Genomic DNA, 14,765 nt, shown 5'->3' on the forward strand with positions numbered 1-14,765 from the left:
TCACTTCCTTTGACTACCGGTCCAGGCCTCATAACCGGCTCTCGGGGGCCATTCACTTCCTTTGACTACCGGTCCAGGCCTCATAACCGGCTCTCGGGGGCCATTCACTTCCTTTGACTACCGTTCCAGGCCTCATAACCGGCTCTCGGGGGCCATTCACTTCCTTTGACTACCGGTCCAGGCCTCTCAACCGGCTCTCGGGGGCCATTCACTTCCTTTGACTACCGTTCCAGGCCTCATAACCGGCTCTCGGGATTCATTCATCGCTCCTTCACCATCCACAAAGCAAAAAAGAAAAAAAGCGCCACCCGCAGGCAGCGCTCACGCAACTAATTAAAAAACTCGACAATTGCGTCACAAATTCTTGCTGAAGCTTGTCCGTCGCCATAAGGGTTCGATGCTTTCGCCATTTTTTCATGAGCGGCGACACTCGACAGCAGTTCGTTCGCTAAATTAAAAATAGTATCTTCGTCTGTGCCAGCAAGCTTAAGCGTGCCTGCCTCGATTCCTTCTGGGCGCTCTGTCGTGTCACGCAACACAAGGACGGGGACACCTAGCGATGGAGCCTCCTCCTGCACACCGCCTGAGTCCGTTAAAATTAAATGGGCCCGTGCAGCAAAATTATGAAAATCAACGACACTTAGTGGCTCGATTAACTGAATCCGTTCATCATTACCTAAAATTTGATTAGCTGTTTCCTGCACAACCGGGTTCAAGTGAACAGGATAAATGACCTTCACATCATCATGCGCCAACACAATACGCTTGATCGCCCGAAACATTTGCTCCATATTTTGCCCTAAATTTTCCCGACGATGGGCCGTCATTAGCACCAACCGCTTGTCCCCGAGACTGTCGAGAATAGGACTCGAATAGTCGTCACTCACTGTTGTTTTTAACGCATCAATTGCCGTGTTGCCAGTAACATAAATATGTTCCAAAGACTTGTTTTCCTTCAACAGATTTTGCTTCGATTGCTCCGTCGGTGAAAAATGCAAATCAGCCATCACACCAGTCAATTGCCGGTTCATCTCTTCAGGATACGGCGAATATTTATTCCACGTCCTAAGCCCTGCCTCAACATGACCAACCGCAATTTGATTATAATAAGCCGCAAGTGATGCAGCAAATGTCGTTGTCGTGTCCCCATGAACGAGCACGATATCAGGCTTCGTTTCCTTCATTACCTGATCAAGTCCCTCTAACGCTCTCGTTGTAATCTCAGCAAGCGTCTGCCGCGACTTCATTATGTTTAAATCATAATCAGGCGTTATTCCGAATATATCTAATACCTGATCAAGCATTTCACGATGCTGGGCAGTCACAGTAACGATTGGCTCAAACTGGTCTGTTCGCTTTTTCAACTCTAACACGAGCGGAGCCATCTTGATTGCCTCTGGTCTCGTACCAAATATCGTCATCACTTTTATTTTACCCATCGCTATTCACTCCATCGTTTTTTAAAAAGTATGTTTGTTCCCGGGCTGAGGACGACTTTTAAATCCTTTAGCCAGTCACACGAGCAATAATAGTTTCTACTTTGTTCCAAATAGGCGATCTCCGGCATCACCAAGACCTGGCACAATGTATCCATGATCATTTAACTTTTCATCGAGTGCCGCTAAATAAATATCAACATCCGGATGCTCCTTCTTTACGAGCTCGACCCCTTCTGGTGCAGCAATCAGGCACATTAATTTAATATTATTTGCCCCACGCTTTTTCAATGAGTGGATCGCATCGTTCGCTGAACCACCAGTAGCAAGCATCGGGTCAATGACAATCAATTCACGCTCGTTAATATCGGATGGAAGCTTGATGTAGTACTCCACTGGTTTTAGTGTCTCCGGGTCACGGTATAAACCAACATGTCCAACTTTTGCGGCAGGAATTAAACGGAGAATACCATCAACCATCCCTAAACCAGCACGTAAAATCGGAATTAAGCCGATTTTTTTCCCACTTAAAATCTTTGTTTTAGCTGTTGTCACTGGTGTTTCAATTTCGATTTCCTCAAGCGGCATGTCACGCGTAATTTCAAATGCCATTAATGCTGCAACTTCATCAACTAACTCTCTGAATTCCTTTGTACCTGTATCTTTATTACGTATGTACGTTAACTTATGTTGAATTAATGGATGATCCAATACATAAACATTAGCCATCGTTCGATCACTCCTATTGTTAGATAATAACTTCTTTTATTTTGACCTATTTTCTGCATCTTTAAAAGTGTAGCGAAAAAACGAATGGCTTTCAAGCGTGAACTAAAAAAAATAGGTGGGTAAAGCATGATTTGCTTATTCTCTATTCATTTCTATCCTGTATCCCGAACGCTTAACATCAACTTCCTTTCCCCGCCACTTGTTCAACACCAAAAAACATCCCTCACTGCACATCAAACAGCAAGGGATGCCTATCATCTTATTGATATAGCGGGAATTTATTCGTTAACGCTTCGACACGTGCGGAAGCTTCCTTCAGTTTCGCTTCATCTGTATGATTTTTCAACGTGAACGCGATAATCGAGGCTACTTCTTCCATTTCTGCAACACCAAAGCCGCGTGATGTGACAGCAGCGGTACCGACACGGACACCACTTGTAACGAATGGGCTTTCCGGATCAAACGGAATCGCATTTTTATTAGTCGTAATACCGATATCATCTAATGCCTTTTCCGCATCTTTACCGGTTAACCCTAAGCCACGAACGTCTAATAACAATAAATGATTATCTGTTCCACCAGAGACGGTCCGAATTCCTTCTGCCTGAAGCGATTCACCAAAGCGCTTTGCATTTGCGATAATATTTTCACCATATGTTTTGAAATCGTCTTGTAGTGCTTCTTTAAATGCTACCGCCTTTGCTGCAATAACATGCATTAAAGGACCACCTTGGATTCCAGGGAACACAGATTTATCAATTTGTTTCGCAAATTCTTCTTTACACAAAATCATCCCACCACGAGGCCCACGTAATGTTTTGTGTGTTGTCGTCGTTACAAAATGGGAATGTGGGACTGGGTCTGGGTGAAGTCCAGTAGCAACTAACCCTGCAATGTGGGCCATATCAACCATCAAGTACGCACCGACCTCGTCTGCGATTTCACGGAATCGCTTGAAGTCGATTTGACGTGGATACGCACTAGCACCAGCAACAATTAGCTTTGGCTTCACTTCTTTTGCTTTTTCCAATAAGGCATCATAATCAATCTGCTCTGTATCTTTGTCGACACCGTACTCCACAAAGTTATAGTGCTTTCCGCTAAAGTTGACTGGACTACCATGGGTTAAGTGGCCACCATGACTTAAATTCATTCCAAGCACTGTGTCACCAGTTTCTAGGATAGTAAAATAAACAGCCATGTTCGCTTGTGCACCAGAGTGTGGTTGAACATTGACATGCTCAGCACCAAATAGCTGCTTAGCACGGTCACGAGCTAAATTTTCAACGATATCGACATATTCACAGCCTCCATAATAACGGCGACCTGGATAACCTTCTGCATACTTGTTCGTTAACACAGAGCCTTGTGCTTCCATAACCGCTTGAGAAACAAAGTTCTCTGAGGCGATAAGCTCAATTTTGTCATTTTGACGTTTTCTTTCCTTTTCCATTGCTTCAAATAATTCTGCATCAAATTGTTTTACGTTTTCTAACATCGTATTGCCCCCTCATCATTCTTTTTTTACGGTTAACTAGTCGCAGTTGTTGCTACTTTCAACATGTGGATAGACAGCTCTTTCACCACCGATAAGCTTTGGACGGGTTCTAGCCGCAGTGACACGAGCACGTCCAACATATCTTTCTTTCAATCTAAGCGGTACAGCGACACGCTTCAAATGCATCCCAATCATCGTTTCACCGATATCCATTCCGGCGTCAGCTCGAATTTCTTCGATGACTACTGGCTTGTCCATCTGTTTATAGGCATAAGCGGCCATGGAGCCACCTGCCTTTTGTACCGGGATCACACTCACCTGTTCTCCATTATACTTCCTCATCGTCTCTTGTTCTACCACTAATGCACGATTTAAATGTTCACAGCATTGAAATGCCAGCTTTGCACCTGTTTCTTGCTTTAAACGAGTGAGTTCCATATAGATTTCTGCTGCGATCTTTTCGCTACCGGATGTGCCAATGTGTTCTCCTGCAACTTCACTCGTAGAACAACCAATCACAAATAATGTGTCTTGCGTAAGATAACCTGATGCTATCCATTCATCGACGATTGCTTTCATTTGTTGCTTTAGCTGCTCCACATAAACCTTCCTTTCCAAAATCCCGTTATCCGTTATTTTCGTAATCTGCCAATTTGCCAATTCTCTTTGCGTGACGACCCGCTTCAAATTCGGTTGTTAACCATGTTTTGACAATCTCTAAAGCAAGACCAGGACCAATGACGCGCGCACCCATTGCAATTACATTGGAGTCATTGTGTTGACGAGTCGCTTTTGCACTAAAAACATCATGGACAAGTGCACAGCGAATGCCTTTGACTTTATTCGCTGCAATCGACATACCAATTCCAGTTCCACAAATTAAAATACCTTTATCGAATTCCCCACTCGCCACTCGCTCAGCAGCAGGAATACCATAGTCAGGATAATCAACAGACCCCTCACAGTCACAGCCAATATCTTCAAATTCAATATCCATTTCTTTTAATAGTTCACCAATTTCCTTGCGAAGCTCTACTCCACCGTGATCTGATGCAAGAATTACTTTCATCTCATACAACTCCTTTTTTAAAAGATAAAAATTTTATGCAATTTTAAGAGTAAATAGGCATCGATCCTAACAAACTTACATCGGGCATACCTACTCTAAAGGACTCCCGGGACAAAAGGCAAGAGAAGCTCTTTCGCCACGCGGGTCACGAAACAGTCCACCGAATTTGTTGTCACTCTCTATTGTCTATCTTTTTTGCTAGTAGTTCAATATACTTTTCCATTTCTGCCAAAGTTTTTTGGTAAGTTGCTTTGTTGCCACCAAATGGGTCAGATATGTCATAGTTCGGTAGTTTTGCTTCTAGCACTTGAATTTCCGCTAATTCTTTTTGTAAATAATCATATAACGCCCGGTCCATTTCACCTGGGCTAAGTTCCCTGCCACGTTCTGCAATAAATGCTGCCCGCTTTTGCTCTAGCTGAAAATAGGCCTCTTTTAATTGTTCCCAAGTTTCATCATTATCTTGAAGAACATATTCTTTTAAGGTAAACAATTTATCGTGGACCGTCGGAAACTGTAGTGCCAACGCCTGCTTGTGCTGTGTTGTCATCGTTAAAATTAAATCTGCCCAATCAAGTAACTCTGGGGTAACCGGTTTTGACTGATGGTTCAGTGAAATTCCCAAGTCGCGTAAAACTTCGGCGGTCCCTTGTGAAACAGGAGTCCCATATCCTGCATAAATCCCTGCTGACTTAACATCACAAGATGAGATTTTGCTCAGTAAAGCTTCCGCCATCGGACTTCTGCACGTGTTTCCCGTACAAACAAACAATACTTTCATCGTTTATACCCCCATCTTTTGCCATTTCTATTCACGTTTAACTCTATATACTATTCCAAAAATAACCCGAACGGAACCTTGTTTATTGAGATTACACGAATGATCAATCAACCAAGAAATTTACTTACGCTTTAAAAAAACTATACCATAACAGACATTTATCGACAAAATAGAGGGATTGCCTATTTACTAATTTGACTTAGTAAATGACAGTCCCTCTATTTTTTAAAAGATAAGAGTATAAAAGATCTAAAAGCTGTCTAGCGCAGGGCGCTTTTCTTATCGCATTTCTGAGCTCGTACCCTTTTCAACCAAACAGGATATTTAAACCAAATGCACACAAAATACTCCCACCTAATAGCTCACTATATATACCGAGCAGCCCCTTCGCTTTACGCCCAAGTAAAAGACCAGCCCACGTTAACACCATACTAACAACGCCAAACAATACGAGAGCCAAAAAGATTTTCACTCCGGACATACCTAGACTTAGTCCTACTGAAAAACTATCTAAACTAACGCTAAGTGCAAATGCTATTAGTCCGAAGCCAACTGGGCTTATTGCAGGCTCATCGTCTTGATTAAAAGAATTTAGTAGCATGTACGCACCGAGACCAAACAACAATAGCCCCCCAGCCACTACAGCAAATCCTTCTAATTTCGTCGAGATAAACTGACCAAGTAAAATGCCAATAAACGGCATGGCAATATGGAACATACCAACCGTCACCCCAACGAAAAAAATTCTTTTAAGCCTTAACGCTTGCATTCCCATCCCCAAACCAACAGAAAATGCATCCATCCCTAAGGCTGTTGCCACAAAAAATAAGGAAATAATCTCCCCTAGGTTTACCACAGGCATCCCGCCATCCCCTCTCTGGACATGCTACTCCACTATATGTTTGGGATTGGCGGTTTATGTTAATTTTGTTGATGAACAACTTTGGTTGCAGCTTTTTCTAACCGGTTCATAATCGCTTGGCCAACACCGACCTCCGGAAACATCTCACAGAGAATAACGTCGACTTTTTCCTTGTTAAAAAAACGAAGCGTGTCGTACAGGTTAACAGCAACTTCTGCAAGCATTTCTTTTGATCCACACGGAATAAGGAGACGAGCTGTTAGTTGTGTGGATAACTCTGTGCTACACATGACCCCGACCTTTTGCCCTGCTTGTTCAAGCTGATTAATTTGTGCTTGAAAAAAGGTAGTATCTCCAGCGACAAGCCATAGTGGTGCATCCGGTTCGTAATGATTGTATTTCATCCCCGGCGCTTTCGGTTGATCGACTTGCTTGACTAACGCTTGGTCGACGATGATGTTATCCACAACTGTTCGTAACTGCTCAAGCGTAATTCCACCAGGCCTTAGGATAACGGGAAGCTCTGATGTACAATCGACCACGGTTGATTCGAGGCCGACCCCTGTCGCCCCTCCGTCGACCACGCCTGCAATTTTCCCGTCTAAGTCGTGGATAACGTGTTCGGCCTTTGTCGGACTAGGCTTTCCTGACTTATTCGCACTTGGAGCTGCTAGCGGTAGTTGACTGACTGTTAGTAACTGTTTTGCAACAGGATGGTCTGGGATTCGGAATGCAACGGTGGATAACCCTGCTGTCACATTTGCTGCAATCGTACCGTTACTTGGTAAAATTACCGTGATTGGCCCAGGTGCAAATGCGGCAAGCAGCCGCTTTGCCACCTCTGGAATTTCGGTCACGTAATCATTGATTTGCTCGATCGATGCGACGTGAACGATCAGTGGATTATCCTTTTGTCGCCCTTTCGCCACAAATATTTTGGCTACGGCAGCTTCCTTCGTTGCGTCAGCACCAAGCCCGTAAACTGTCTCGGTAGGAAAGGCGACGACTTCTTCGTTATGTAACAGATTTGCTGCTTGGTTTAATGCCGCTTCCTTCTTATCTAGTTGATTCTCATCTATTTTCCACCATTTCGTTTCCATTGTTGCTCTCCTTTTGCTTTCCAAAACCTATATTTTCTACTCATTCTATCATCCATTATCGATATTTTATCCCCAGTTGACAGAGTAATCCACAACTTTATTCTATGTATTGCAACGGCAAAAACTCTTTGCTTTCTATAGCAAAGAGTTTCACCTACTCTCTTTATGTTTAGCACATTAGCGGAAAGGTATCAAATAATAAAGATTCTTTTTAGTAGAAAGGTCTGATCAGGCGCCTGCGCTTTTCTATATTTATTCACATCATTTCCACGTTCATCCACAGGTTATTCACAGGCTGTGTACAAGTTGTTCACAAGATTTATCCACAAATGTGAATGAAATCATTGGTTATCCACAACTTTTGTTGATTGATGGGTTGATTGATGGAGTATTACTTTCCACCAAGTTCCGTTCGCATAGATACTATCGCCGGCGAAGGATGGTTCTTCTTGTTGTTTAAATTGCAGTAACGATAGCAAGGAGTTTAAGGCTGACTGATGACTGAACACATACAACTCCTTGCCGCCTTTCTCACGTGCTAGTGCAATTGATGATTCAATGATTGCCAGTGGATATGTTGTTGGTGCGCCTTCTTTCATGTATAAGCTCTTTAGCCAGTAGCCACCATTATCGACAGGCGATAAGGAAAAATACGCCTTATATTCCCCATCTTCTTCAACAAAAAATCCATCTTGATGTAATGTTGCTTTGTCCTCGATTGTTTCCCATTGCTTTTCAAAAAAGGTTTCGAGTGCCGTCAAATTTAGTGTTTCCGTTGCTACAAAATTCATCCTAATCTCTCCTCCATCTACTAGTTTTATACTAGTTTATGAGAGAAAGAGTAATATATGATAGATTAGCTAAACCATTTCATAAAGAAAAACTTAAACTTAACTTCTTTTTCGTCGTCCGCTTGATTAGCAACTTCCTTCGTTTCGTTGGCCTCTTGCCCTTCTTGCTTGTCATCATCGGCAACGGTTGTACCGTTAGAAAAGTCTAAGAAACAGAGTGGCGGGAATAAGACACACCACCAATTTGCACCTTTACCATCACCTAGTGTTATTAGAATCGCCTCATATTCCCCGGCTGGATAAACGTACGTGTCATACACTTTCGTTGGGAACTTAATGTTTTTGCCATACTCTACTTGATAACTTTGATCAATGCCTTTTTCCTTCAAAACTTCTCCTACAATTACTTCAACATCACTTATTCTTTCTTCTATTATTTGTCTTGCTTCCTCGATATTGTCAATTTCTTTTACCCATTTGGTAATTTCCTTATTCACTTCGTCACGAACTTGACGCTTCAACGTCTGGTCATCATCACTATCACTATTTGCTAGAATGCGGAGACGAATCGCTTCATCTGGGATAACTTGAAATTCCTGACCTGTTTCGATGTTTGAATCTAAATTATTGTCTTGATCAGCAGCACCTGCGCTAAATCCTTTCGCTGGTATGCTTGCAAAAATAATAAGAAATACGATAAATGCAACAATATTTTTCTTCATGATTCCTGCCCCCTTAATTACTGTTACTCACAGTATGGACAGGAATCTATCTTTTAAACTTGTAATCTATTATTTTTTTAAATTTTTTTACATTATTCGGTTGAATGGTTGATTTGGCGGGGGTTTTGCGTGATATTTTTTTTATTTTTGCAGGTTTGGTGCAACCTTAGTCATTTTCTACTATCTATTACCGCAAAAACCATCCGGTCCTTCCCATTGATATCTTTCCTAACCTCAACGTTACTGTGTGGAAACGACTGGAGGATTATCTCCCTTACCGCATTGCCCTGCTCGTGCCCGATTTCAAAGGCAATTAAACCAGGGACACGCAGAACATCAACAGCCTGGGCGATAATTTTTTTATATGCGGCTAACCCATCATCTTCTGCATATAAAGCGAGTGCCGGGTCATAATTTTTCACGGTATCACTAAGGGTTGCTTTTTCCGCATACGGGATATAAGGTGGATTTGAGGCAATGATATCAACCTTTTTTCCTTTATCTAGTAATGGCTTTAGGAAATTCCCTTGTAAAAAATCTACCTGTGCACCAAGGGCAAGCGCGTTAGCCGTTGCAACAGCTAGGGCGTCATCTGAAATATCGCATGCTGAAACGTCCAAACTTGCTTGTCTTTCAAGCTTTAACGTAATTGCAATAATGCCACTACCTGTCCCAACATCTACCAATTGGTGCGTCTTTTGGCCATGCCAATCGATTTTCTCCACATACTCGAGTACACCAACAATTAGTTCTTCCGTTTCTGGCCTCGGTATAAGCACATCACCATTGACGTGAAACGTTCGACCATAAAACGATTCGACGCCGGTTAAATGCTGGACAGGTACCCCCGTTTCCGCATGACGCCTGACATCTGCACAAAACGCCTTTAGCTTTACCTGTGGCACCTGCTCACGTAACGAGCTAAGAAACTCAACTTTAGACATCCCAAGATGGTGTAGTAGTAAAATTTCTCCAACCCGCTCTTCCCGGTTATGCTTTTGTAAAAAAAGAGAAGCCCAGCGGAGGGCTTCGTGAATTTTCATTGTGTCCATAGCTTATTCACCAATTTGCTCTAATTTATTTGCTTGTTCTTCCATTAGTAGTGCATCAACGATCTCATCAAACTTCCCTTGTAATATTTGATCAAGCTTTTGAATCGTTAGACCGATCCGGTGGTCAGTGACACGGTTTTGCGGGAAATTATAGGTCCTGATCCGCTCCGAACGGTCACCAGTACCAACTGCAGACTTTCTTGCTTGATCGTGTTCTGCTCGGGCTTCTTGTTGAAACTTATCGTAAATCCGAGCACGCAAAATCTTCATTGCTTTTTCTTTATTCTTAATTTGTGACTTTTCATCCTGCATCGAAACAACAATTCCAGTTGGAACGTGCGTCAAACGGACAGCAGACATCGTCGTATTAACACTTTGCCCACCAGGACCACTTGATGCAAACGTATCAACCCGGATATCTTTTTCATGAATATCCACTTCTACTTCTTCCGCTTCTGGCATAACAACAACCGTTGCCGTCGACGTATGGATTCGACCACCGGATTCTGTTTCTGGAACACGCTGAACACGATGGGCGCCATTTTCAAATTTTAGTTTGGAATAAGCGCCTTGGCCATTGATCATAAAGATAATCTCTTTATAGCCACCTACACCTGTTGAACTAGAATCCATCACATCAATCTTCCAGCCTTGCGTCTCTGCAAAGCGCGAATACATTCTAAAAAGGTCACCAGCAAATAAAGCAGCCTCATCGCCACCTGCAGCGCCACGGATTTCCATAATAACGTTTTTATCATCGTTCGGGTCTTTTGGTAATAAGAGAACCTTAAGTTTTGCTTCTAATTCTTCTTTCGATTTAGACAGTTCACTAATTTCTGCTTTCACCATGTCGTACATGTCATCGTCTAAGTTATCCTCAAGCATTTCTTTGGCATCTGTTAACTCTGATGTTACATCTTTATACTCTCTGTATGCTTGCACGACGTCTTGCAGGTCTGATTGTTCTTTTGAATACTCTCGTAGTTTCTTTGTATCATTAATTACTTCTGGATCACTTAACAATTCATTTAATTTTTCATAACGAGTTTCTAACGTTTCTAATCTATCGAGCACGTACTCCACCTCTTTCTCCTTAACAGTCTAATTATAGTATAGGAGAATATTCCAGTCAAAATGCTTCGTCGACAGGAATTAATTATTTAATGATGACGTTGATTTCATATTTTTGAATGGCACCTTCAATGGCTGATTTAATATTGTCTTCCCATGCTTGTGCTTCCTCGGCATTCATTGGTTCGGTAATTTCGGCAGTGATTGTTGCTGTTAACCCTTTAATTTCAACAGATGTAGCCTTTACACTCGGGACCCGGTTAGCCGCTTCTAATATGACCTGCTTATCTGTTTCCACATCACCAGTTGATTGTCCTAATTGGTCAAACCGACGTGGCTTTGGTTGATTGATTAGCTTGATTTCCTGATCAGTTGTGTCTATTTGTTCGACACCGAGCGGGGCGGTTGGCTGTTCGGTCTCCTTTGAAAAAACATCAAGAGCTAATACACTAAGAGCAACAATCATAATCGCAGCTATGTATTTCATGAAGTATCGTGCCTCCTATTAAACATGGCTATTCTAAGTATTACCGTTTTATCCATGTTTAACACTATATAACTGCGTACTCTTATGATTCTTTCTGGCAGCTGTTCTGGCTGAAAAAATTCACCTCACCTACGTTATAATTTACAAAAAAAGAGATGGTCACTTCGGCCTAAAATGTGCCGTGTGAACTATCCCCTTGACTCCTACTCTCTAGGCCAACTCTTTAATAACTGTTTGTTTTTTCCGGTACCAGACAAATAATCCTGCCCTTAGTGCGTTGTCAGCCGCAATCGATATCCAGACTGCAGGAATCCCAAAGCCTAATTTCCAAGCAAATATATATACTCCAAGCGTTCTTATTACCCAAATACCAATCATCGTTACGATCATTGGAAATGTACTGTTTCCGCCAGCTTGAACGGCAGATGTATCGACTAAAACAGATGCTAGAAAAGGCTGACTGAACATATCAATAGCTAAAATAATCGTTAGTAACTTAATAACCGTCTGATCACTCGTAAATAATTGTCCAATGAACGGGCTAAAGACGGCTAACAACACAGTGACGACTGTCATCGAAAGAGCCGCTTGCAAATAACTCCATTTCCTGTATTCCTTTACCTCATTTATATCTTGTTCACCAATTGCCTGACCAATCAGTGTATTTGCAGCAATCGCAAACCCTCCACCTATCGTATAGGCTAACGTGGTTAAGGTACCGGCAATATTGTGGGCTGCATAGGCTTCCGTTCCCATTCTTACAATCAACCCAAAGTAGATAACTTGCCCTAAGCGCATCGCTAGCCGTTCGAGTGTTGCTGGAACGGCAAATTTTGTCATGCTCACCGCTAATACTTTTCTTAAATGAAAGTTATCTCGACCTATCGCGATAGCCGGAATGCGCTGGGCTTTGATGGAAAGACGAACAAATCCATAAATTCTTGCCAAAATCATCGCAACTGCAGCACCAGTAAGTCCTAATCCCTCGATTGAGCCAATTCCGAAAATTAACAAATAGTCAAGCACAACATGAACAACATTCATTTCGATACCAACGCGAAGAGGTGTTCGTGTATCCCCTATCGCCCGAAACGTAGCAGATTGAGCAGTAAATAAAGCAACAAAAGGCATTAAACCAAGGACAATTTTAAAATAAAGGTTTGCCTCGGCCTTCAATTCTGTATTAGCACCGACTAAATTTAAAAGCGGGTCAGCAAAAATAACAGACACAACGGAAAACAATAAACCTACTAGTATCGAAATCAGTAGGCCATGAAACACGACTGATTTACTCCTGTCCGTGTCCTTTGCACCATAAGCTCGTGATAAATAAACAGAAATCGTTGCAGATAAAGCCGTAAACACACCAATGTACGTCATGCTGTATATGTTTGTTACACCTACAGCGTTAATCGCTAACAAGCCTAACTGTGCAATAAAGAAAGAATCAACAATACCGAGTAAACTTTGTAAATAGGATTCTCCAATTGCTGGTAGCGCAATCGTATAAACCCGTTTAGCTTGATAAGGAAATTTCATGAGACCACATCATTTCGAATTTGATTTAACGAACAAGATTGTTCACCTTCATCTGAGTCAATCTCTCTGATGCAGAATAAGACATGTTTATTAGTTTGGCTCCACATGAACGTGAACATCATATACCTGATAATCATTGACCATAACGGTTTCTACTTTCGTCGCAATATCATGGGCTTCGTTTATATTCAAGGAAGAGTTAACTTGAATAACTACATCAATGATTTCGTTATTCCCGTAGTTTCTACCCTTTATTTCTTTAATGTCAACAACCCCTTCTAATGCCATAATTACCTGGCGATAAAGCCGGATTTTCTCTATATCAAAACCGTCAGATAGTTCGTGCGATGCTTGACTGAAAATGTCCCAGGCTGTTTTACAAATTAAGAAACCTACTAGAATAGCGGTAACCGTATCAAGCCAAGGCATACCAAATTGCGATCCCAAAATTCCTACTGTCGTACCGATACTAACCCACGCATCAGAAATGTTGTCCTTAGCTGCCGCCATCACTGCTTTACTATTTATCTTTTCGGCTAACCGTTTGTTATAAAGATAGACAAAGTACATGACCACTGCGGCAAAAATCCCTACGTAGGCAGCCGTACTATCAGGTGTATCACTTCTTCCTTCAAAGATTGTCACAAAACCTTCGATTAACACCTGCAGCCCTACAGCCATCATAATAAATGAGGCTACCATCGATGCAATGGTTTCGCTTTTCCAATGTCCATAACCATGATTATGGTCAGGTGGTTTCTGCGACAGCCTTAGCCCAATTAGCACGGCTATCGATGCAATAATGTCTGTCGTGTTATTTAAACCATCCGCTTGGAGTGCTGCTGAGTTAGTCAAGTAACCAATTACTAGCTTGAAAATAGAAAGAATGACGTAAGCAGTAATACTAATTATTGCTCCACGTTCTCCTAATTTAAGGTTGCGATACTTTTGCTCTTCCAACTACTTTCCCCTCCATTTTTAAACAGTAAAAATATAGTACCAGATGAGGGGTGGTTGGGTCTATAGCAACCTTTTTGCCCACTTCAAACATAAACAATAGACAGGCAAAAAAATTGAACAAGGGAAACTTATAAGAAAAGCGCAAGTCGCGCCTTGTAAGACTAAGGCAGGCATAAGACAAGCCGTGACGTGGCGGTCGCTGGCCACGTCACGGCTTGTCTTATGACCCCGAGGGGCTAGGTGCTGAAGGTTAGACAATCGGGTGGGCGGTGAGCATCATCGACACTTTTTGTTAATTTGCACTCAATTTTGTTGATAATCAGGTGCATCATCGACACTTTTTGTTAATCTGCACTCAATTCTGTCGATAATCAGGTGCCTCATCGACAGATTTTATTAATTTGCACTCAATTCTGTCGATAATCAGGTGCCTCATCGACAGATTTTATTAATTTGAACTCAATTCTGTTGATAATCAGGTGCATCATCGACACTTTTTGTTAATTTGCCCTCAATTCTGTTGATAATGGGCACCCATTATCTGCGCGAACGCACGGGATTTTACAAAAGAGAATATAAACACTAATAAAGCGTAGAAAATACACGCAGACTCCTGCTGGAGGAATGGCATCGGTGAGACCACGCAGAGCTTCAGCTCGAGGAGGCTC

At 42.1% G+C, this 14,765-nt stretch carries 15 protein-coding genes; all 15 read right to left on the bottom strand.

The annotated features are described in order from the left end of the window. Positions 1-329: 329 nt before the first annotated feature. Positions 330-1,439 (bottom strand): non-hydrolyzing UDP-N-acetylglucosamine 2-epimerase, encoded by a 1,110-nt coding sequence (gene wecB / locus NC799_RS07380; protein WP_272445752.1) that lies wholly within the window; start codon positions 1,437-1,439, stop codon positions 330-332. Between the two features lie 96 nt (positions 1,440-1,535). Further along, positions 1,536-2,165 carry a uracil phosphoribosyltransferase gene (gene upp, locus NC799_RS07385; protein ID WP_272445753.1) on the bottom strand — a complete coding sequence of 210 codons (630 nt, stop codon included), beginning with the start codon at positions 2,163-2,165 and terminating at the stop codon, positions 1,536-1,538. Between the two features lie 259 nt (positions 2,166-2,424). Further along, positions 2,425-3,663, bottom strand: a complete 1,239-nt coding sequence (locus tag NC799_RS07390; protein ID WP_272445754.1) for a serine hydroxymethyltransferase — start codon at positions 3,661-3,663, stop codon at positions 2,425-2,427. Positions 3,664-3,699: 36 nt separating this feature from the next. Beyond that, positions 3,700-4,242 (bottom strand): TIGR01440 family protein, encoded by a 543-nt coding sequence (locus NC799_RS07395; RefSeq protein ID WP_272445874.1) that lies wholly within the window; start codon positions 4,240-4,242, stop codon positions 3,700-3,702. 46 nt (positions 4,243-4,288) lie between these two features. Next, complete coding sequence (gene rpiB / locus NC799_RS07400; RefSeq protein ID WP_272445755.1) at positions 4,289-4,732, bottom strand: ribose 5-phosphate isomerase B; 444 nt, start codon at positions 4,730-4,732, stop codon at positions 4,289-4,291. A gap of 172 nt (positions 4,733-4,904) precedes the next feature. Beyond that, positions 4,905-5,513 carry a low molecular weight protein arginine phosphatase gene (locus NC799_RS07405; RefSeq protein WP_272445756.1) on the bottom strand — a complete coding sequence of 203 codons (609 nt, stop codon included), beginning with the start codon at positions 5,511-5,513 and terminating at the stop codon, positions 4,905-4,907. Positions 5,514-5,820: 307 nt separating this feature from the next. Next, positions 5,821-6,375 (bottom strand): manganese efflux pump MntP, encoded by a 555-nt coding sequence (locus NC799_RS07410; RefSeq protein WP_272445758.1) that lies wholly within the window; start codon positions 6,373-6,375, stop codon positions 5,821-5,823. 59 nt (positions 6,376-6,434) lie between these two features. Continuing rightward, entirely contained in the window at positions 6,435-7,475 is a 1,041-nt protein-coding gene (locus NC799_RS07415) for an L-threonylcarbamoyladenylate synthase (RefSeq protein WP_272445759.1), read from the bottom strand. A gap of 341 nt (positions 7,476-7,816) precedes the next feature. Next, on the bottom strand, positions 7,817-8,266 hold the full coding sequence (locus NC799_RS07420; protein WP_272445761.1) for a hypothetical protein: 450 nt from the start codon (positions 8,264-8,266) through the stop codon (positions 7,817-7,819). 65 nt (positions 8,267-8,331) lie between these two features. After that, positions 8,332-8,988 (bottom strand): stage II sporulation protein R, encoded by a 657-nt coding sequence (gene spoIIR / locus NC799_RS07425; RefSeq protein ID WP_272445762.1) that lies wholly within the window; start codon positions 8,986-8,988, stop codon positions 8,332-8,334. Positions 8,989-9,158: 170 nt separating this feature from the next. Then, positions 9,159-10,040 carry a peptide chain release factor N(5)-glutamine methyltransferase gene (prmC, locus tag NC799_RS07430; RefSeq protein WP_272445764.1) on the bottom strand — a complete coding sequence of 294 codons (882 nt, stop codon included), beginning with the start codon at positions 10,038-10,040 and terminating at the stop codon, positions 9,159-9,161. 3 nt (positions 10,041-10,043) lie between these two features. Continuing rightward, on the bottom strand, positions 10,044-11,114 hold the full coding sequence (prfA, locus tag NC799_RS07435; protein ID WP_272445765.1) for a peptide chain release factor 1: 1,071 nt from the start codon (positions 11,112-11,114) through the stop codon (positions 10,044-10,046). A gap of 82 nt (positions 11,115-11,196) precedes the next feature. Beyond that, a complete protein-coding gene (locus NC799_RS07440; RefSeq protein ID WP_272445767.1) occupies positions 11,197-11,598 on the bottom strand; it encodes a hypothetical protein in 402 nt (133 codons plus the stop codon). Between the two features lie 210 nt (positions 11,599-11,808). Next, positions 11,809-13,137 carry an MATE family efflux transporter gene (locus NC799_RS07445; RefSeq protein ID WP_272445768.1) on the bottom strand — a complete coding sequence of 443 codons (1,329 nt, stop codon included), beginning with the start codon at positions 13,135-13,137 and terminating at the stop codon, positions 11,809-11,811. Positions 13,138-13,227: 90 nt separating this feature from the next. Next, positions 13,228-14,097 carry a cation diffusion facilitator family transporter gene (locus NC799_RS07450; RefSeq protein ID WP_272445769.1) on the bottom strand — a complete coding sequence of 290 codons (870 nt, stop codon included), beginning with the start codon at positions 14,095-14,097 and terminating at the stop codon, positions 13,228-13,230. Positions 14,098-14,765: the final 668 nt, after the last annotated feature.

Source organism: Aquibacillus salsiterrae (genome assembly GCF_028416595.1).
GTDB lineage: Bacteria > Bacillota > Bacilli > Bacillales > Amphibacillaceae > Aquibacillus_A > Aquibacillus_A salsiterrae.

What these genes read in the sequence shown, in the direction of transcription:
- wecB (WP_272445752.1), bottom strand. Translation starts at nt 1,439, where the DNA reads ATGGGTAAAATAAAAGTGATGACGATATTTGGTACGAGACCAGAGGCA.
- upp (WP_272445753.1), bottom strand. Translation starts at nt 2,165, where the DNA reads ATGGCTAATGTTTATGTATTGGATCATCCATTAATTCAACATAAGTTA.
- NC799_RS07390 (WP_272445754.1), bottom strand. Translation starts at nt 3,663, where the DNA reads ATGTTAGAAAACGTAAAACAATTTGATGCAGAATTATTTGAAGCAATG.
- NC799_RS07395 (WP_272445874.1), bottom strand. Translation starts at nt 4,242, where the DNA reads ATGAAAGCAATCGTCGATGAATGGATAGCATCAGGTTATCTTACGCAA.
- rpiB (WP_272445755.1), bottom strand. Translation starts at nt 4,732, where the DNA reads ATGAAAGTAATTCTTGCATCAGATCACGGTGGAGTAGAGCTTCGCAAG.
- NC799_RS07405 (WP_272445756.1), bottom strand. Translation starts at nt 5,513, where the DNA reads ATGAAAGTATTGTTTGTTTGTACGGGAAACACGTGCAGAAGTCCGATG.
- NC799_RS07410 (WP_272445758.1), bottom strand. Translation starts at nt 6,375, where the DNA reads ATGCCTGTGGTAAACCTAGGGGAGATTATTTCCTTATTTTTTGTGGCA.
- NC799_RS07415 (WP_272445759.1), bottom strand. Translation starts at nt 7,475, where the DNA reads ATGGAAACGAAATGGTGGAAAATAGATGAGAATCAACTAGATAAGAAG.
- NC799_RS07420 (WP_272445761.1), bottom strand. Translation starts at nt 8,266, where the DNA reads ATGAATTTTGTAGCAACGGAAACACTAAATTTGACGGCACTCGAAACC.
- spoIIR (WP_272445762.1), bottom strand. Translation starts at nt 8,988, where the DNA reads ATGAAGAAAAATATTGTTGCATTTATCGTATTTCTTATTATTTTTGCA.
- prmC (WP_272445764.1), bottom strand. Translation starts at nt 10,040, where the DNA reads ATGGACACAATGAAAATTCACGAAGCCCTCCGCTGGGCTTCTCTTTTT.
- NC799_RS07440 (WP_272445767.1), bottom strand. Translation starts at nt 11,598, where the DNA reads ATGAAATACATAGCTGCGATTATGATTGTTGCTCTTAGTGTATTAGCT.
- NC799_RS07445 (WP_272445768.1), bottom strand. Translation starts at nt 13,137, where the DNA reads ATGAAATTTCCTTATCAAGCTAAACGGGTTTATACGATTGCGCTACCA.